The sequence below is a fragment of the Phytobacter sp. RSE-02 genome, from assembly GCF_040578655.1.
GTDB lineage: Bacteria > Pseudomonadota > Gammaproteobacteria > Enterobacterales > Enterobacteriaceae > Phytobacter > Phytobacter diazotrophicus.
Genome location: NZ_JBEULY010000032.1, coordinates 1 through 18,483, shown reverse-complemented (window position 1 = coordinate 18,483; position 18,483 = coordinate 1). Strand labels below are relative to the sequence as shown.

General features: G+C 54.8%; 22 protein-coding genes. 18 read left to right on the top strand and 4 right to left on the bottom strand.

From position 1 onward, the window contains the following. The first annotated feature begins 353 nt into the window (after nucleotides 1-353). Together ABU190_RS26990 and foxA are read left to right on the top strand one after the other, a co-directional pair. A complete protein-coding gene (locus tag ABU190_RS26990) occupies nucleotides 354-1,307 on the top strand; it encodes an AraC family transcriptional regulator (RefSeq protein WP_354692887.1) in 954 nt (317 codons plus the stop codon). A gap of 164 nt (nucleotides 1,308-1,471) precedes the next feature. Then, nucleotides 1,472-3,568: a ferrioxamine B receptor FoxA gene (gene foxA / locus ABU190_RS26985; protein WP_107223760.1), complete on the top strand. Its 2,097-nt coding sequence runs from the start codon at nucleotides 1,472-1,474 to the stop codon at nucleotides 3,566-3,568. A 131-nt stretch (nucleotides 3,569-3,699) separates the two neighbouring features. Here foxA and ABU190_RS26980 read toward each other — a convergent pair whose 3' ends face one another. Beyond that, on the bottom strand, nucleotides 3,700-5,118 hold the full coding sequence (locus ABU190_RS26980) for a PLP-dependent aminotransferase family protein (protein ID WP_039076868.1): 1,419 nt from the start codon (nucleotides 5,116-5,118) through the stop codon (nucleotides 3,700-3,702). Between the two features lie 176 nt (nucleotides 5,119-5,294). Here ABU190_RS26980 and ABU190_RS26975 point away from each other — a divergent pair, with 176 nt between their 5' ends. The 3 genes from ABU190_RS26975 to ABU190_RS26965 all read left to right on the top strand — a co-directional run bounded on the left by ABU190_RS26975 (nucleotide 5,295) and on the right by ABU190_RS26965 (nucleotide 7,347). Further along, a complete protein-coding gene (locus tag ABU190_RS26975) occupies nucleotides 5,295-5,462 on the top strand; it encodes a DUF1127 domain-containing protein (protein WP_071193555.1) in 168 nt (55 codons plus the stop codon). A 92-nt stretch (nucleotides 5,463-5,554) separates the two neighbouring features. Continuing rightward, nucleotides 5,555-6,160, top strand: coding sequence for an ATP-dependent Clp protease proteolytic subunit (locus tag ABU190_RS26970; protein WP_039076867.1), 606 nt, complete (start codon nucleotides 5,555-5,557; stop codon nucleotides 6,158-6,160). Nucleotides 6,161-6,297: 137 nt separating this feature from the next. Further along, complete coding sequence (locus ABU190_RS26965) at nucleotides 6,298-7,347, top strand: DUF1176 domain-containing protein (RefSeq protein WP_354692886.1); 1,050 nt, start codon at nucleotides 6,298-6,300, stop codon at nucleotides 7,345-7,347. A 107-nt stretch (nucleotides 7,348-7,454) separates the two neighbouring features. On the opposite strand, the gene ABU190_RS26960 is transcribed toward ABU190_RS26965, so the two are convergent. Next, nucleotides 7,455-8,231, bottom strand: a complete 777-nt coding sequence (locus ABU190_RS26960; RefSeq protein ID WP_354692885.1) for an NAD(P)H-dependent oxidoreductase — start codon at nucleotides 8,229-8,231, stop codon at nucleotides 7,455-7,457. An 88-nt stretch (nucleotides 8,232-8,319) separates the two neighbouring features. Between ABU190_RS26960 and ABU190_RS26955 the strand changes: the two genes are divergently transcribed. The 4 genes from ABU190_RS26955 (at nucleotide 8,320) to ABU190_RS26940 (ending at nucleotide 10,435) form a co-directional block, all read left to right on the top strand. Next, entirely contained in the window at nucleotides 8,320-9,213 is an 894-nt protein-coding gene (locus ABU190_RS26955; RefSeq protein WP_172600685.1) for a LysR family transcriptional regulator, read from the top strand. Nucleotides 9,214-9,232: 19 nt separating this feature from the next. Then, nucleotides 9,233-9,652, top strand: a complete 420-nt coding sequence (locus tag ABU190_RS26950) for a FosA family fosfomycin resistance glutathione transferase (protein ID WP_354692884.1) — start codon at nucleotides 9,233-9,235, stop codon at nucleotides 9,650-9,652. 152 nt (nucleotides 9,653-9,804) lie between these two features. Further along, the gene (locus ABU190_RS26945) at nucleotides 9,805-9,978 is read left to right on the top strand and encodes a type II toxin-antitoxin system HicA family toxin (protein ID WP_354692883.1); all 174 of its coding nucleotides are present in this window, start codon (nucleotides 9,805-9,807) and stop codon (nucleotides 9,976-9,978) included. 49 nt (nucleotides 9,979-10,027) lie between these two features. Beyond that, entirely contained in the window at nucleotides 10,028-10,435 is a 408-nt protein-coding gene (locus ABU190_RS26940; protein WP_107223757.1) for a type II toxin-antitoxin system HicB family antitoxin, read from the top strand. 53 nt (nucleotides 10,436-10,488) lie between these two features. Here ABU190_RS26940 and ABU190_RS26935 read toward each other — a convergent pair whose 3' ends face one another. Beyond that, a complete protein-coding gene (locus ABU190_RS26935) occupies nucleotides 10,489-11,151 on the bottom strand; it encodes an O-methyltransferase (RefSeq protein WP_354692882.1) in 663 nt (220 codons plus the stop codon). A gap of 99 nt (nucleotides 11,152-11,250) precedes the next feature. Here ABU190_RS26935 and ABU190_RS26930 point away from each other — a divergent pair, with 99 nt between their 5' ends. From ABU190_RS26930 to ABU190_RS26890, 9 genes are all read left to right on the top strand, one after another. Next, complete coding sequence (locus tag ABU190_RS26930) at nucleotides 11,251-11,898, top strand: TetR family transcriptional regulator (RefSeq protein WP_354692881.1); 648 nt, start codon at nucleotides 11,251-11,253, stop codon at nucleotides 11,896-11,898. A 53-nt stretch (nucleotides 11,899-11,951) separates the two neighbouring features. After that, nucleotides 11,952-12,476, top strand: coding sequence for a type IV secretion protein Rhs (locus ABU190_RS26925; protein ID WP_317077118.1), 525 nt, complete (start codon nucleotides 11,952-11,954; stop codon nucleotides 12,474-12,476). Further along, the gene (locus tag ABU190_RS26920; protein WP_354692880.1) at nucleotides 12,467-12,901 is read left to right on the top strand and encodes a putative T6SS immunity periplasmic lipoprotein; all 435 of its coding nucleotides are present in this window, start codon (nucleotides 12,467-12,469) and stop codon (nucleotides 12,899-12,901) included. Before ABU190_RS26925 ends, ABU190_RS26920 begins: the two co-directional genes overlap by 10 nt. 38 nt (nucleotides 12,902-12,939) lie before the next feature. Then, complete coding sequence (locus tag ABU190_RS26915; RefSeq protein ID WP_354692879.1) at nucleotides 12,940-13,899, top strand: ankyrin repeat domain-containing protein; 960 nt, start codon at nucleotides 12,940-12,942, stop codon at nucleotides 13,897-13,899. Nucleotides 13,900-14,107: 208 nt separating this feature from the next. Further along, a complete protein-coding gene (locus tag ABU190_RS26910) occupies nucleotides 14,108-14,419 on the top strand; it encodes a type II toxin-antitoxin system HigB family toxin (RefSeq protein WP_354692888.1) in 312 nt (103 codons plus the stop codon). Next, nucleotides 14,416-14,835, top strand: a complete 420-nt coding sequence (locus ABU190_RS26905; protein ID WP_354692878.1) for a helix-turn-helix domain-containing protein — start codon at nucleotides 14,416-14,418, stop codon at nucleotides 14,833-14,835. The genes ABU190_RS26910 and ABU190_RS26905 overlap by 4 nt, the downstream gene beginning before the upstream one ends. 564 nt (nucleotides 14,836-15,399) lie before the next feature. Further along, nucleotides 15,400-15,867 (top strand): MarR family transcriptional regulator, encoded by a 468-nt coding sequence (locus ABU190_RS26900; protein ID WP_039078208.1) that lies wholly within the window; start codon nucleotides 15,400-15,402, stop codon nucleotides 15,865-15,867. A 3-nt stretch (nucleotides 15,868-15,870) separates the two neighbouring features. Further along, nucleotides 15,871-16,938, top strand: coding sequence for an HlyD family secretion protein (locus tag ABU190_RS26895; protein WP_354692877.1), 1,068 nt, complete (start codon nucleotides 15,871-15,873; stop codon nucleotides 16,936-16,938). Beyond that, nucleotides 16,928-17,995, top strand: a complete 1,068-nt coding sequence (locus ABU190_RS26890; protein ID WP_354692876.1) for a DUF2955 domain-containing protein — start codon at nucleotides 16,928-16,930, stop codon at nucleotides 17,993-17,995. Before ABU190_RS26895 ends, ABU190_RS26890 begins: the two co-directional genes overlap by 11 nt. On the opposite strand, the gene ABU190_RS26885 is transcribed toward ABU190_RS26890, so the two are convergent. Continuing rightward, the gene (locus tag ABU190_RS26885; protein ID WP_039078211.1) at nucleotides 17,989-18,228 is read right to left on the bottom strand and encodes a DUF2164 domain-containing protein; all 240 of its coding nucleotides are present in this window, start codon (nucleotides 18,226-18,228) and stop codon (nucleotides 17,989-17,991) included. The two genes, ABU190_RS26890 and ABU190_RS26885, sit on opposite strands and share 7 nt — an antisense overlap. Nucleotides 18,229-18,483: the final 255 nt, after the last annotated feature.

Here is an 18,483-nt window from a genome sequence, read left to right as displayed (position 1 = left end):
GGGGATGATCGACCTGAAAAAGAGGTCGATCATCATGGGTAAAGGGTGTTAAAAAGTGTTCACCATGTCTCCGAACACCTGTCTGCCATGTCTCCGGACCGTACACCCCAAAGAGGAGAGGGGACCGTTCGTGCTCGCATTTTTGTGGGGAATCCTCAGTCCCTGTACGGTTCGGATAAGGCGTTTACGCCGCATCCGGGGTTGACCTAAAGGTGAGAACGATTCTCAATATTATTGCCGCCTGGCGGGGGCAATGGTAATCTGTAGGCGTTTTTCAGGGCGTCGACCCGGAAACTTTCGCGCATCCCCGGTGGAATGTTGAACATTGGACAGGATCACAATGGCTGCCCGCTATGCAAAAAAGACACTTTTCCGTTGAAGATTTTATCGGGTTTGGCGAACGCTACGGCATTGATTATCGCTTCCCGTCACTCTCTGCCTGCCGCGACGTCAGTAAAGAAAAACACATTGTCATTCAGGGCGATGTCGAAGAGATGTCGTTCTCATCCGGTCTCAACCTCACCAGCTCAGATATTCGCGTCCTGCAACCCTATGAAACCACCTCCTTGCATAGCTGCCCGCTCTATATGCTGGTGGTGCTGGAAGGCAGTGTGATGCTGCGCGTCAACGGTCAGGAATTTGTGGTGCGCTCCGGTATGGCCTTTACCTCGCGCCTTGGCGAGCAGCAGGTGATGAACGCCGTACATCTTGCCGACTACCACTTACGCACGCTTTCACTGGGCGTAGACCCGGCGCGCTGCTGGCAATCGCCGCTGCTCTCTGCGTTGCTTCAGCAGTGGGAAAACGGCGGTGCGCCAACCTTCTTATGGCAGGTGCCGGGCTTTTTGCTCTCTGGCCTGCAATACATCCAGCAGTCCAGCCAACCGGGGCTGTCGCGCCAGTTAATGCTCGAAGGCGTCATGCTACAACTGCTAGGTCACGGCCTTTCACTGCGCCTGCAAAATCACACCTCCCGCCATGCCCCCAGCGGCGAACACCATCGGCTCGAAACCGTGCGTCGCTTGCTGGAGCAACAGCCGGAGAAAGAGTACACCCTCACGGAACTGGCCCAACTGGCAGCCATGAGCAGCAGCAGCCTGCGGACCAAGTTTCGCCAGGCCTATGGTCACTCGGTGTTTGATTATCTTCGCGATTGCCGTCTGGAGCTGGCCCGCCGCTACCTGGCACAGGGGTACAGCGTGCAGCAGGCAGCGTGGATGTCGGGATATCAGCACGCCACCAATTTTTCTACCGCCTTTCGCCGTCGCTATGGCATTACCCCCGGCGAGGCGCGCCACGCCTGTTAATCCCTGTTTTTCATCCGGTCGTCCACGGGCCTGTAGACCAAAGTTCAACTGTTGTGATCTGTTTTGTCACCGCGCATACGTCTCTTGTCATTGCGCATACCTGCCGCCGTCGGCAAAAGGGTAATAATTCTTATTTACAATAAAAACGGCTTCTGGAGATTTTCATGTTCGCAAAAACGCGACTGGCGCTGATGATTGGCTGCATGACGGGTGGATTGAGCGCGACGGTCCTGGCACAGGACACCTCGTCGACAAAAGAAGAGACGGTGGTGGTGACCTCACAAATGCAAAGTGGCGCAACCAAGCTGGAAACGCCGGATATCGAAACCCCGCAGTCGGTCTCTATTGTGACGCGTCAACAGTATGAAGAGCAGGGGGCTACCAGCGTGCGCCAGGCGGTGGGCTACACACCGGGTGTCTATGCCAACCAGATTGGTGCCTCCAACCGCTTTGATTACATCGTCTTGCGCGGCTTTTCCGATGGGAGTCTGGATAATATCTATCTCGACGGCCTGAAAATGATGGGGGACACCAACTCGCACAGTTCGTTGGTGGTGGACCCGTGGTTCCTCGACAGTATCGAAGTGGTGCGCGGCCCGGCCTCTGTACTGTATGGTCGCTCTTCGCCTGGCGGGATTGTGGCGCTGAATTCCCGTAAACCGTCGTTTGATCCGGGGGGCGAAATCAAAGTGTTCGCCGGGAATAACAACCAGCGCGGTGCGGCCTTTGATGTGACCGGCCCGGTGGATGATAACGACCGCGTTGCCGTACGTTTAACCGGCATGACCCGCTATGCGGATTCCCAGTTCGATCCGCTAAAAGAAGAGCGCTACGCCCTGATGCCGAGCCTCACCTGGCGCATCACCGATAGCACACGCCTGGATCTGATGGCCTATCTGCATCGCGATCCGGAAGGGGGTAGTCACTCGGGCTTACCGTATGAAGGCACCGTTGTCCCTCACGCCGGGCAGAAAATTTCCAATACCTTCTATGAAGGGGAAGATGATTACGACAAGTACGACCGCCGCGAAAACATGGTCGGCTACAACTTCGAACACGCCTTTGATAGCGGCTGGTCAGTACGCCAGAAATTGCGCTATCTGCACACTAAAGTGAACCTGAATCAGGTGTATGCGGCAGGCTGGCTCAACGATACCGAACTGAACCGTGGCTATTCCGGTTCTGATGAAAAGATGAATGCCATCACGCTCGACAACCAACTGGATGGCAGCGTGGAGACCGGCCCGGTTAACCATCGCCTGTTGATGGGGGTAGATTACCAGCGCCGCAGCAATAATGTGGCCGGTTACTACGGCGCTTTCCCGGCGATCGACGCGTTTAACCCGGTGTATGGCGCAGATCCGGATTACATCACGCAGTACAGCAGCGAGAAGCATAAGCTGGAGCAGACCGGGATCTACGTCCAGGATCAGATGTCACTCAATAAGTGGCGGCTGACGCTGGGCGGCCGCCACGATCAGGTGAAAGTCACAAACGTTAATAAGCTCAATGACACCAGCGATACCCTGGATCAAGGCCATTACAGCAGCCGTGCGGCATTGCTGTATCTGTTCGATAACGGGATTGCGCCTTACGTTAGCTACTCAACCGCGTTCACGCCGACCAGCTTTACCGATGAAAACGGCAAGATCCTGGAGCCGATGAAGGGGAAACAGTGGGAAGCCGGGTTGAAATTCGAGCCGGAAGGGACGCAGACGATGTACAGCGCCTCGGTGTTCCGCATTAACCAGAAGAATATCGCCACCAAAGAAGAGCCGACCGATCCGTACCGCTCTATCGGCGAGATAGAATCCGAAGGGGTGGAACTGGAAGCGGTGGGGCAGTTAACGGATAGCCTGCGTCTACAGGCGGCCTATACCTACACCGATATTCGCTACAAGAAGAGCAGCCCGGAAGAGCAGGGCAAGCGCGCCGTCTACGCACCGCGTAATCAGGCCAGCGCCTGGCTGAGCTACGATGTGAAAAGTGGGCCGCTGGACGGGCTGACCGTCGGTTCCGGCGTGCGCTATGTGAATGGCATTACCTCGGATCGCCAGAACACGCATACGCTGCCGTCCTATACACTGGTGGATCTGGCGGTCGGCTATGACCTGTCGAAGGTGGGTTTGAAAGGGCTGAGTGCGCAGGTTAACGTTAATAACCTGACGGACAAGAGCTATATCGCCGCCTGTAACTCGCTCTCTTACTGCTACTTTGGTGCCGAGCGCAGCATTGTGGGCAGCCTGTCGTATAAGTTCTGAGTGTCTTGAGAACTCCGGGTGGCGGCGCGCACGCGCCTTACCCGGGATACGATTTTACCGGGGCCGCGGTGCGGTGGTTTGGTAGCCCCGGTAAGCGAAGCGCCACCGGGGAAGGAAAAAGAAGGGGGAGATTAACTCTCTTCCATCGCGAAATGAATAGCTTCGCCCAGCTTCGAAATGGCCTCGCGATACCGTTCAGTCAGCGGCAGGGCGCAGTTAATGCGCAGGCAGTTGCGGTATTTCCCCGAGGCGGAAAAAAGCGATCCCGGCGCAATCTGGATTTTCAGCCGACAAAGCTGGCGCGAGACACAGAGCATATCCACCCCTTCCGGTAGCTCCACCCACAGCATATAGCCACCTTTTGGCCGCGTGACGCAGATTCCGCATGGGAAATACTGGCGGATCCAACAGGTATAGGTTTCCAGGTGCTGCTGATAAAACTGGCGCATCCGGCGAATATGGCGATGGTAGTGGCCGTCGCGAATAAACGCCGCCATCGCCAACTGATTCGTAGGCACTGTGCTGCCGATAGCGGCATATTTCATATGCAGCACCCGATCGCGATAGCGCCCCGGTACAATCCAGCCCACACGCAGCCCCGGCGCGACCGATTTGGTAAACGAGCTGCACAGCAACACGCGGCCATCGATATCAAAAGATTTAATGGTGCGCGGGCGGGGATAATCGGTGACGAGTTCGCCATAGATATCGTCTTCGAAAATGACAATGTCATGGCGCTGCGCCAGCGCCAGTATCGCTTTTTTGCGCGCATCCGGCATGATCGAGCCCTGCGGGTTGCTGCAACTCGGTACGAGGATCACCCCTTTGATCGGCCACTGTTCCAGCGCAAGTTCCAGTGCCTCAATGCTGATCCCGGTTTCCGGATCGGTTGGGATCTCCATCGCTTTAATGCCAAAACCGCGCAGTAACTGCATGGTGCCATAGTAGGAAGGGGACTCCACGGCCACGATATCACCCGGTTTGCACACCGAAAGCAGGGCGATGCTCAGCGCGCCGTGGCAGCCGTTGGTGATCACGATATCTTCCGGGTCCACCACCGTGCCGCCATCAACCATCAGGCGGGAGATCTGCTCGCGCAGTTCGCGGCGTCCTTGCAGGGCGTCGTAGCTCAGAATGTCGCACTGATTGTGCTGCACCAGACGCGCCATTTCGCGCCACAGCGGTTTCAGCGTCGGTTGCGAAATGTCCGGCGCACCGCCGCCAAAGTTGAGCATCTCTTTGTCCGAACGGGCATCGAGCAGTGTGAGCACTTCATCCCACTGCGTCACTTCTACCGGGCGCTGAACCGGGCGCGATATGGCAGGCACCGGCGGTTTGGCTTTGCGCGGGGCGACAAAATAGCCCGAGCGCGGCTGCGGGGTGATCAACTGTAGGTTTTCCAGTACCTGATACGCCTGCTGTACGGTGCTGATACTCACGCCGTGCTCCTGGCTCAGATTCCTGACGGATGGCAGTTTCTCGCCATGGCGGTAGAGCCCTTGTTCAATGCGCTCCGCCAGTAAGGTGGCCAGGTTTTCATAACGTGTCATGCTGTATCCTTTGTTGTCACCATACAGATTGTAAAACCAGTACAGATGGCGGAGAAAAATGCCGTTCAGATACAGTTGTAGGCGATCTGTATGTTAAAGAAAAGTAATTTCTGCGTCTGTATTGCATACAGGAATTCCAGAGAAAATAGGGCTCTGTTCAGGTGAGGAGAGACGCGATGGAATTCTTTGAAAATAGACCGCAACGACCATTTTTCGGGTTAGTACAACTGTGGCATTGGGCGAAGAGAAAATGGGAACGGCGCAAGACGCGGATAATTTTGAGCAATCTTAGCGATGAGCAACTGAAAGACCTGGGATTGCGTCGTGACGATCTGGGTTATTGATCCCCCAAAAGTGCGGAGATAACATCTTGTTATTTTCCGCCTTTTATGGCGTAGACTATGCTTAATGCCATTATCACTACGGGGGATTCACCATGCATTATATGGGCAGTAAAGACGACGATAAAAAAGAGAACGAAGGCGGCAACGTCACTCAGATGATGCAGCAGAAGTTGCTGGATTCGCGCTCGATCATTATCTCCGGTGAGATTAACCAGACGCTGACCGAAAAAGTGGTGACCCAACTGCTGCTGTTGCAGGGGATCAGCGATGCGCCGATCAAAATCTACCTGAACAGCCAGGGCGGCCATGTTGAAGCTGCGGATACCATTCACGACATCATTAAATTCATCAAGCCGGAAGTGCATATCATTGGTACTGGCTGGGTGGCGAGCGCCGGGATCACCATTTTCCTGGCGGCGAAAAAAGAGCATCGCTACGCGCTGCCAAACACTCGCTTTATGATCCATCAGCCGCTGGGCGGCGTGCGTGGCCAGGCCAGCGACATTGAGATTGAAGCGAAAGAGATCATCCGCATGCTGGATCGCGTTAACCGTCTTATCGCCGATGCGACCGGGCAACCGGTTGAGAAAGTGAAACAAGACACTGACCGCAACTACTGGATGAACCCGCAAGAAGCGATTGATTACGGCATTGTCTCCCGCGTAGTAAACAGCTACGGGGACCTGAAGCTGGATTAATTTCCCCTCTCCCGATCCCCTTCCTGTGCGAGGGGGATCAAATCCACGTTATTTCCTTTCACCGTAGAAAAAATTTCACTTCTCCGAATGCACTAAATTCTTCACACTGTCGGCGATGGTGAATACGGAGAAACGGCATGAATAAAAGTTATAAAGCCGCACTGGTGATGATAGCGACGCTCAGTGCGCCGGCAATGGCAGAAAACAATAGCACCACGTTTAACCACAAAGATTGGGAAGTCGTTTGTGACAACACGCTGACCTGTCGCGCTGCGGGTTATAGCAAGGAAGAAGAAGCCAGCGGGTCGGTACTGCTGGTGCGTAAAGCCGGTGCGGATGCTCCGCTTGTTGTCGATGTTGTGCTCGCGGAAATGGAATCCGATGAGACTGCACCGCAGCCCAAATTGGTTTTGTGGATTGATGACAAAGAGATCGGTGAAGTTGAGCCGGAGGACACCGATACCTGGCGGTTGTCTCCCGCGCAAACTCAGGCGCTGATCGAGGCAGTAAAAGGCAGCGGCAAAGTGGAATTTAAAGGCGGTGCGAAGCCGTTCGAGCTGTCTGGCGATGGCGCGACAGCGGTGCTGCTGAAAATGGATGATGTGCAGGGGCGTCTGGACACCCCCGGCGCGCTGGTGAAGAAAGGCGATAAACCGGAAAGTGGCGTACCGGCGGCGAAAGAGCCCCCGGTGATTCAGGCGGCCAAAGTGAGCGATGCGCAGGAGCGCGTGCTCAATGAAACGGAAGTCGCCGCGCTTAAGCCTAAATTGATCGCTTCGTTACCGAAAGACACCAATTGCGAGCGTTTGAAATCACCGGACCCGCAGGCGGATGAGGGCGATAACGATATCAGTCTGACGCCGCTTGACGATACCCATGCGCTGATTTCCACGCTCTGCTGGCGCGCGGCCTATAACGAAGGCTATGGCTTCTGGGTTATCGACAGCAAGCTCGCGGGCGAACCCGTGCTGGTGACCGATTCCGCGTCGGATTACAGCGATGGCCTGATTTCGCTGGGTCAGCGTGGCCGCGGGATAGGCGACTGCTGGGCATCCGCGGAGTGGGTGTGGGACGGTAAAGCGTTCACCCAGAGCAGCGAATCCACCACCGGTATGTGCCGCTACATTCGCGCGGGCGGCACCTGGGATCTCCCGTCATTTGTTGCGCAGGTCAAAGAGCCGGAATAAGGCATTTATCGTTGAATGGCATCCCGGTTTACCCTTTTGGTATTTTTGGGTAAGCAGGGTGCCATTTTATTCATATACGGGTAACGTATTTCATACCTGAATGGATGTCACTTCACATGCACACCAAACCCGCTCTCGCCTGGTGCGATATCCGGGCGCAGGGTCAGTGCGGGAATGGTGTAATCCCCGGCATTTTGCCGCCGGTAGGGCAGAGGTTCTGCCTGCCAAAGCGTGTCCAGACGCTGTGCCAGTTGCTGGCAATACGCTGCATATTTCTCATCATCTGTCTTGCTGGTGCGATAAATCACCAGCGGCGGCAACACTTCGAAGCCCGGATAAAACAGCATCCCGTGCTGGATGGGGAACAGAATATCGTCGATTGGGCCGTTGATCCCACGGGGGCTATAGTGTGATTCCCAGCCGCCTGTCGTCACCAGCAACATCGCCCGCTTGCCGGACAGACTCCCCTCGCCATAGCGATCGCCCCAGTGAGTGTCGCTGTGTTCGCCCACACCATAGGCAAATCCATAGGCGTAAACCCTGTCGAACCACCCCTTCATAATGGCAGGCATCGAAAACCACCACAGCGGAAACTGGAAAATGACCGCGTCTGCCCAGCGTAATTTCGCCTGTTCGCCAGCGATATCCGCACTTTGCAAACCCTGCTCAAAGGCCTTTTTTGAATCCAGTGACGGGTGGAAATGGTCACCTGCCAGCGGGGCCAGCGTGTCGCTGGCATCCAGTTGTGATTTCCAGTTCATGGCGTAGAGATCGGAAACCTGCACGTGGTGTCCGCTATTTTCCAGATGCGAAATGGCAAAGGCATTCAGCGCACCGTTCAAAGAGTGGGCTTCGGGATGGGCGTAAACAATCAAAACATTCATTGTGTGTACCTGGTGTTGGGAAAGTCACCCCACGGTAATGAATGGGAAGGTATAGTAGAAATTAATTACTGATATTGCAGGTATAGCCATGGTTAATTTCCGTCGTATCGATTTGAATCTGCTGGCGACGCTGGATGTCCTGTTGACCGAACTTAACGTGACGCGGGCGGCGCAACGGCTCAATTTGTCGCAGCCCTCGGTCAGCGTGCAGCTTGCCCGCCTGCGGGAGATCTTTGGTGACCCGCTGTTGCTGCCGGGGCCGCGTGGCATGCAGCCGACCGCCCGTGCCGATGAACTGCGTCTACCGCTGAGACAGGCGCTTGATGCGCTGGAAAGCGCCGTTTCGTCCGGTAGCCCTTTTGATCCGGCGAGTGCCGATCTCACCTGGCGGATCGTGGCCACGGATTACACCGAGTCGGCCGTGGTGTTGCCTGCGCTCAACAGCCTGCGGGCGGCCGCACCGGGTACCCGGCTGGCGCTCTTCGAGCTCAATCCCCCGCAGATTTTGCGCCAGGCGGAGCAGGGCGATGTCGATCTGATCTTTCATACCCGTGAAGGAGCGCCGCCTGCATTACATCAGCGACTGCTGTTTACCGAACGCTATGTGCTGGCCGGGCGGCTGAATCACCCGGCCTTAAAACGTCGCCCGACGCTGGCGCAATTCTGCAGGCTGGAGCATGTGATTGTCTCGCCGGAAGGCGGGGGCTTTAGCGCGATAACCGATGAGGTGCTGGCAAAAAGTGGCCTTTCACGGCGCGTCGTGCTCTCTGTGCCACATTTCTTGTTTATGCTGGAGGCGCTGGCCACCAGCGACCTGGTAGCCGTGCTGCCGGAACGTCTGGTGAAAAAGGCCGGAGCCTTGCAGGTGGTGGAGCCGCCCGTGCCGCTGCCGGGGTTCGATATGCTGATGCTCTGGCATGAACGTCTGCACCGTGACCCGGCACACCAGTGGCTGCGACAACACCTACTCGACTGCCTTTAATTTCTGCTGAGATGACAACATGTTAAAAGGTCTGAATCACCTGACGCTGGCGGTCAGCGATATCGCCAGCAGCATCGGTTTTTACCATCATCTGTTGGGGTTGCCCCTGCATGCACGCTGGGATAACGGCGCGTATCTGCGCTGTGGCGATCTGTGGCTCTGCCTGTCGCTGGACGCGCAGGGGCGGTACATCGCCCCGCAGGAGAGCGACTACACCCACTATGCCTTTAGTATCGATGAAAATGATTTTGCTACGTTTGTGGCACGCCTTACGCAAGCGGGGATAACGTCGTGGAAAGAGAACAGAAGCGAAGGGGAGTCGTTCTATTTTCTCGACCCGGACGGGCACAAGCTGGAAGCCCACGTGGGTAGCCTCGCGCAACGGCTGGCCGCCTGCCGTGCGAAGCCATACAAGGGGATGGTGTTTTTTGACGAGTAGCCCCGGCAAGCGCAGCGCCACCGGGGAAATCCCGGATGGCTACATGCGCTGAATACTATTTATACCCACTATACCTACAAATGCATTGGTGCTGGTGTGGATAGTGGGTATACTCCCTTTGCGCTGTTAAAAGGGAGACATTATCGAAAGGGATGACAAGCAGAGAACTCATGAAACAACTGCAAGAGCGTGGCTGGGTTCTTGACTGGGTGAAAGGAAGTCACCACACGTTCGTGAAGGCGTGGGTAGCGTATGTCATTACGGTACCTCACCCTGAAAAGGGTATTGCAAAGGGAACATTGCAGAAAGTCCTGAAACAAATGTAATTAAAGCGGCACCGGGCCGGTGCCCTTTCAATCTTAATAGAGGTAAACCATGAAATTTCCGATCTATCTGCATCAGGCTGATAGCGGCAGTTTCTCCGGATTTGTACCGGACATCACGGGCTGCTATTTCGCAGGTGAAACGATTGATGCCGCGATCGCTGATGCCTGGAATGCGATCGACGCTCATCTGGATTATGTCACTGAGAAAGGAGAACTCGTGCCACAGGCGCAGAGCATTTCCGTGCATATGAATGATGAAGATTGCCAGGGCGGTATCTGGGCTTATGTCGATGTTGATTTAAGCAAATATGACAGTAAAGCGGTGAAGTTAAATATTACATTGCCGCAAAATTTATTAGTAAAAATAGACACCTATGTTGAGCTTCATCGGGAGTACGGATCGCGAAGTGGTTTCTTTGCCGATCTGGCGCGCCGGGAGCTTCAAAAAAGCGCGTAACCCCTTTTTCAGTGGTACGTGCGGCCCGCCTTACACGGCGGGCTTTCAGTCCCTCATTCCAGCCAGACAGACAGCTCCACATCCCCGCTAAACGGCGTCGACAAATAGCCATTTTCTGGCGAGCGGACTTTTTCCAGATACGGCGGGTAATAATCGGCGTTATCGGCGACGATCAGCGCGCCTTTTCTCAGGTGCGGCTCCAGTAACGCCAGAATCTCCGGGTAGAGCGATTTCGCACCGTCGAGCAGCACCAGATCAATCGATTCAGGCAGATCCTGACGCAGGGTTTCCAGCGCATCGCCTTCGCGGATCTCGATCAGATCGCTCACGCCACCCAGGTTAAAATGCTGCCGGGCGCGCGCCGCTTTGGAGGGCTCGAACTCGCAGGTAATCAACCTGCCGCCACCGTTATCACGCAGTGCCGCCGCCAGATGGAGCGCGGAGATCCCAAACGAGGTGCCGTACTCGACAATAGTGCGCGCGTTACTGCTGCGCGCCAGCATATACAACAGTGTGCCGGTCTCTTTTGACACTGGCAGCCACAGATCTTTCAGGCGTCCGTAGAGATCCCGGTAGTCGGTTTTGCTCTGTAACAGGCGCATCTGTTCCTCTTCGGAAACATCATCCAGTACGGGGCTGGTGGTTGCCTCGGCCTCGGCAAACAGACGTTCCAGCAACAGGGCCAGCGGTGCGGTGGTGAGGGTGGTCATGGTCATGCAGGACTCCAGTATAAAATATGACGAATTATTCGCATTTAGAATATGATGGATTCGTCATATTCACTATTCGCATTCCTTTCGCTGGAGACTCACCCAATGACATCCCGTTCAACCCCGCGTATTTCCTCACGAAAACAGCCGCGTCAGGCACGTTCTACCGCCCTGGTGACGGCAATCCTGGAAGCCGCTATTCAGGTTTTAGCCGAGGAAGGAGCACCGCGTTTTACCACCGCGCGGGTGGCCGAACGTGCGGGCGTTAGCGTTGGTTCGGTGTATCAGTACTTTCCCAATAAAGCTTCGATTCTTTTCCAGCTCCAGCTTGAAGAGTGGCAGCGTACGTCCGCACTGATGCGGGAGATTTTGCAGGACGCCCGTTATCCGCCACTCCAGCGAATGCGCACGCTGGTGCTGGCTTTTGTGCGCTCGGAGTGTGAAGAGGCAGCGATGCGCACCGCGCTGGATGACGCTGCGCCGTTGTATCGTGATGCGCCGGAGGTGATGGCAGCAAAAGCCGCGGGGGAGGGTATCTTTCAGACCTTTGTGCAGGAGGTGTTACCGAGTGAGACGCCCGCCAGGCAGGCGCTGGTCTGCGAACTGGTGACCACCACCATTGGCGCGGTGGGCAAGGCGTTCTCTTCTGCGCCGCGTAGCGAGGCGGAGATCACCGCGTTTGCGGCAGAACTGGGGGAAATGGTGTGCGGATATCTGCAGTTGAAAGACGAAATGTCACGCCGCGGCGATTGAAAAATCATTCGTAAGGTTTATATATATGAGGTCGCCATAATCAGAGGGTGTCTATGGACGGGGAAGGGAGTCAGCGGTTATTGCAGCCGGGCGAGATCCGTCTGGCCAGAAGTGTCTTCGGTAATAGTATTGAATACCATAAAGTCTGGGTGCATCACGAAAGCTATTTCCCGTTTGGCTTACAGCCGCAAAGTGCGGGAATGGCCCCCAATGGCGAGCTCTATTTTCGCGAATGGTACCGGAACGATTTTTCGCGAGAGTCGCATCCTTTTCAGCATATATTTATTCATGAACTCAGCCATATCTGGCAGCGTAACCGCGGCATGAATGTACGTGTAAATGGCTTAGTCAGTGGGCTGGTGAGTTATCGCTACCATTTAAATGGGCGACCTTTACGACGTTATTCGATGGAACAGCAGGCACAAATCATTGCCGATTATTTCATTCTCAAAACTTACGGCTATGCTTCCTGGATGGCATTAAGAGCGAGAGGCGATGTGACGCTTGACGGGGATCTCCGTGAGTCCCGCATGTTGCCTGAATATCAAAAAACGTTGCAGGGGTTTCCATGGTGCTAAGAAAGGGGATAACACGCGGTATGTTATTACTGGCGTCCCTGCTGGCACTGACTGGCTGTCCGGGCTCAGGCGACAGGCTAAGGCCCGATGAAACCACCTCGGTGAGGCGTACAGCAAATAATGAAGTCTGTTTTGCCGTTCATCATGCGGGAGATTACCAGCCGGTATTTATCTCTATTAATCCGCGCAATATTCCGCCCCCGAGACATAAATATACTTTGATGCCGCCCTTAAAGGTGAAAGATGCGCAACTGTGTATTCCGCCCTCTTTCTATACTTTCGCCAGCGACGGGCAATTTATCGTTAAGTACATCCTCAAATCGAGAACCCAAAGCCCGCCGACACGCAGCGTAGTGGTAGGGGTTGACGTTTCAAAAGGGGAAATAAGTGTCTTCCCCTTAGCAAACAGTGAAATCACTCGCTAAAGGATGAAAGTAAGACGGAACAGCAAAAAGGAGGCTCCATGGCCGATTCTCTGGCGCTGGCGGCAGGCCAGCTTTCTCTTAATGCATGGCAGGGGAAGTGGGATGAGGCCCTGGCTGTCCTCGAACAATATCCCTCGCTGATTAATCATGTTTCGCAGAAAAAAGGCTATTCCGCACTGCATCAGGCCGCGTGGCACGGTGCGGATTTAACGGTCATTGGGCGCTTGTTGCAGTTCGGCGCGGATACCCAGCTCAAGACGCACGATACACAGCAAACGGCGTATGACATTGCCGTTAAGAAGCATGCGCAGCGCCAGGATCTGCGGTTTGTGCTTTATCCGGCCCCGCGAACGCTCGCCCAGTTGATGCGTAAGATTTTCGCCCGGGGCATGCCGGAATTAATGAATTATCCCGATAAGTTGCTGATGGACAATCTGGTGATGTTGCTCAGTGATGAAGAGTGTGTTTCGCCAACGGCCAGTGCGAAGGAGCGCTTTTATGGCGCCTTTATGGCGATGACGGGAACATCGCTCTCTACGCCCTTTGTACGCCACGCCTCGATTCCCCCGCACTGGTGGGTGGATACCGACTACTGGCGTGATGAATTTTTACCCCAACTCCTGGCGCTGGAAAAATGCAAATCATGCATTCCGCTGGAACACAGTTGGGCAACGATTGGCGATCTGCTGACACCGGACCACTCTGGTTGGGGACTCAGAGGCGACCCCTGGTTATGGATGGAGATGCGCAAATCGTTATCCCGTGTCCCGCTGCCGGACACGCTAAAAGAGCTGACCGCGCTGCTGCGTAACGTTGTGCTCGCGCGAACCAATTCATCCATGCTTGATGACGATGCGGTCTATATCCCGCGTTTTTGCCGCGGCGGTATGAGCAGCGGCCATATTTCACTGCGTTTCTGGGAACAGAAAGCCATCCCCTCCATTGTGGAGCGCGCCGGGTGGCTAAGGGAGATGTGGGGGGCGGGGGAGCGGGGGTAAGGTGTTGCTTGTTCACGAAATATGTTTGTTCATGCTGCGTGAACAAATTCAATTCGTGAACAATGGTCATTCGTGAACAAGAAGGTTCAGTTAACGCCTTTCAATGCCGTCAAACGTACTTGCGATTGCACAGATAAAGGGTGTTTATACCTGTTTCCAGCATACCGAGCGAAGAGGCTATTATGTAAACAGATGGGCAGGATGCCAGATACATGTCATTTCAAAAGAGCCTTTTGAGGAAGCGGCAAAGCGAAATCCTAATGACGCCTTCGCCATACGGGCGCTGTACCGCTTAGTGTGTGAGATAGACTTCTCTTCTCCGACTGAGATGGAAGCGCTGATACCGAGCCTGGATAATTTTAAGTACCGGAATAAATGGTGGGTTCTGGATGTTGGAGGCAACAATCTGAGGGTTATCGCCTACATCGATTTTGTGAATAAACGCTTCTATGTGAAGCATATTACTACCCGCGCTGAATACGACAAGTTGACCCGCTATTACAGGGAGAACAAAGAATGATCACTGACGCTGCAAAAGCCATTGAAGCCACCAGACAACTCGTCGATGCGGTCCCTTTCCTGGGCGGGAGTACTTCCGAGCGCGATTACCGTGAAGCGCTGGCGCTGGTAGATTACCTGCTTGAGAACGACGATGAGAACCCGCTTATCGACTTCCTGGCGAGCAAAATCGCGGACTATGAAGATAACAGCGGACACTTTGCGGAATTCAACAAAGCCGTCGCTGAGATGCCGGTCGGCGTTGCGCTGCTGCGTACGCTGATTGACCAGCACAAGCTGTCTTACGCTGACCTGAAAGAGGATATCGGCTCTAAATCACTGGTGAGCCAGATCCTATCCGGCCATCGTTCTCTGACTATCGCTCACATTAAGGCGTTATCCGCGCGTTTTGGCGTGAAACCAGAATGGTTCTTTTAACCGTCATAAACGAATGAGAGCCGCTTTTCTCCCTCTCCCTTTCAGGGAGAGGGCCGGGGTGAGGGTGATAACTCATTGCTACATCAACAAATTTCCCCTCACCCTAACCCTCTCCCCAGAGGGGCGAGGGAACCGCCCGTGCTATTTTTTAGGTTTGTCAGCAGTCTGAGACCGACCGTGGGCAGCCTGCCATCAACGATCCGATGGTAGTGGCCTACGCGAATAAAGGTAGAGGCCGCCAGCCGGGGTTTGGAATTTCGCGATACTCGGGCAAAACAGCTATTTATCGGCTTCGTATCACTGGTGCGGGCAATCAAAAAGTAGTGGCTTCGTGGGATAATCCCCACAATATTGCTGCAAATAAGCCACGAATTGCTAAAAAATGTCAGGGCTAGCCTGGAACAGGGTAATGACAAAGTATTCGCCCGTACTCCGGTAAGCGTGAGTGTGATCGAGGAAAATATACTGACAAAATTTTTCCATTCCATGCTCTTTCCCAACTCCGTTTCTTGATACTTATCATGATAACTATTATTCTCCTCGCGGCTTAATGAGGAACCTCACATGACCGAAGACGAACTGTTTGCCCGCAGGCCGCTGGGAATGCGAATGGCGATGATTGTGCGCCAGTGGCGCGCCACCATTGATCATGCGCTTGCCGATACCGGCCTCACCCAGTCGGGCTGGACGGTGCTGATGCAGCTTCGCCAGCTAGGCGATAACGTCTCGGTCAGTGAACTGGCGGAAGTGCAGGGCATCGAACTGCCGCCGTTGATGCGTACCCTCACGCAGCTTGAAAACCAGGGATTGCTTGTGCGCACCACATCTCCCTACGACAAGCGCATCCGCCTGCTGACGCTCACGCCAGAAGGTCATGCCATGCTGGAAAAAATCACCCGTGTGATTGAAGCCTGTCAGGAACGTGCGGCGCAAAACATCCCTGCTGAAAATATGGACATTTTCAGCGCGACATTGAATCAGATCGCCTGCAATTTGCGGAATATCCGCGAAGAAGATAACAAGACTAAATAAATCATGATGACGCCAGAACAAAAGTTTGCCCGCTGGGTAAGGGTGAGTATTGCCTCTTTCCTGCTGATGTTTGTCTACTTTATCGTTGCCGATATCTGGATCCCGCTGACGCCGGACTCCACCGTAATGCGCGTGGTGACCCCGGTGTCTTCGCGCGTTTCCGGCTATGTTGCGAAGGTCTACGTGCAAAATAACAGCGTGGTGAAGAAGGGCGACTTGCTCTACGAGCTGGATGCCACGCCGTTTAACAACCAGGTGGAAGCCGCGCAAATCGCGCTGGCGCAGGCGCGTCTTACCAATCAGCAACTGGATGCGCAGATTGCGGCCGCCGAAGCGAACCTGAAAACCGCACAGCTTACCGCGCAAAATGACAAAGTCACCTTTGACCGCTACCAGCGTCTGGGGGCGATGCAAAACGTCTCGCAATCCGACCTGGATAAAGTGCGCACGACCTGGCAGAGCAGCGTGCAGTCGGTCAATAACCTCAATGCGACGATCCACGCCCTGACTATCGAACGTGGCGAGCGCGACGACAGCCGCAACGTGACGCTGCAAAAATATCAAAATAGCCTTGAGCAGGCGCAGCTTAATCTTGGCTGGACGCAGGTGCGTGCCGAGATCGACGGTAAAGTGAGTAACCTGCAACTGAGCCCCGGCTATTATGCCGCTGCCGGAAGCGCAACCCTGGCGCTGGTGCATGACAGTGCAGATATCGTGGCGGATTTTCGTGAGAAAAGTTTACGTCACACTCACGTCGGTACCGATGCCGCCGTGGTCTTTGATGCATTGCCGGGCCATGTGTTTCGCGGCCATGTCACCAGCAGCGATGCCGGGGTGTTAGCCGGGCAGCAAGCGGTTAACGGTGAGCTGTCGGAACCGGAAACCTCCAACCGCTGGGTGCGTGATGCGCAGCGCATGCGTATTCACGTGGCGCTGGATGACGCCTTGCCCAAATCCCTGCCGACCGGCGCGCGCGCCACCGTGCAGCTATATAACAGCGAAGGGCCGTTTGCCCGCTTTTTCTCGGGGCTGCAAATCCATCTCGTCAGTTGGCTGCACTATGTCTATTAATACCCTCGCGCGCGTCTTTACGCCGCACGGCAACATCGTCTACACGGCGAATGATTTTCGCCAGACGCTGCGCATTGTGTTTGCCGGGATGATCGCGCTGAGTATCTCGAGCTTTTACAACACCAGCTATGGCGTCTTTTATGTCGTCTACCCGGTGATGTTGCTCTCGCTGGTGCCGGTGTTTAACCGCCACGTGGCGAAGCAGTTTATTTTTAGCGCGGTGCTAAATTGCGTCGAAATGGTGCTGATCATCGGCTATTTGTCGAAATGGCCGCTGATGATGACGCTGGTGGTATTCGGCCTGTATGTGATGCGTTTTCGCTTTATGAGTAAGGGGCCGCTGTTCCTGTTTGGTTCGGCGGGGGTGGTGTGTCAGAGCACGATGCTCAACTTTATGAGCTACCCGACCAGCGACTGGCATACGTTGATTTTCTCCAATATTGAAGCCAGTGTGATGGCGGTGGCACTCAGCGCGCTGATGAATTTCCTGATCCCGGATGTGGATCCGCGCAACCCGCCGCCGAGGATCGAAAAAAGCGATGCCCGCGTGCGGCATGAGTCCCTGCTCTCCGGGACCGTGGCGACGATGATCTTTGTTGTGTTCCAGATAAGCGATCTCAGTGATTCGCTGTCAGCGCTGATGGCGGGTATTTTGATCCTGTTCCCGATGCATTATCGCGGTGCGGTGATGAGTTCGTTGTGGCGTGTGGTGGGGGTGATTCTCGCCTGTCTGTATATCCTGCTGGTGCAGTTGATTCTCTACAATCACAGTAGCCATATGTTGTTGATGATGCCGCTGATAGGCCTCGGACTGGCGTTTAGCGCGCGACTGCACGTGATGGAAAAGGTGGGGGCGGGCGTCGGTTTTGCCAGCGTTACCACCATCGGCATTATGTTCGGGCAGAACCTGCACCCGGATACCGACCTGGTGTTTAGCGATCTTTATCGCATTGTGTCGGTGACGGTCGCTCTGTTGGGCACGCTGACGATGGTATTTCTGGTGCACCTAATCTTAAACCGTTTCGAAGCGACGCGGTTTGTGGTCGAAGATCAGTAGATTTTTTTCAGATCCATCTCTTCCTGAATGCGTTCGCTGTAAGCGGCGTGCGTGCGGATGGCTTCATCGATCCCGGCGTTAAACAGCGTCGGGCCGATATTTTCAATGACGAAATCGACAAAGAATTCGGCGTCGAATTGTTCCAGCTCGAGGTCGAAGTTGTCGGTGCAGTAGCGTTGCAGTTTTTCGCGAAGCATCTCGCGTTCGCTGTGGCTGAGATCGATTTTGCTCATCGGGCTTCCTGGTAAGAGAAAAAGGCATCATAGCAGAGGTTTGCGGTGAAGCGTCTCCGGATGGTTTTCTCCCTCTCTCTGTGGGGGGAGGAATTCCCTCGCGAGCACGATCGATCCCCTCTCCCTGAGGGTGTACGGTCCGGAGACATGGTAGACAGGTGTTCGGAGACATGGTGAACACTTTTTAACACCCTTTACCCATGATGATCGACCTCTTTTTCAGGTCGATCATCCCCACTTTCGTGCTGTACCACC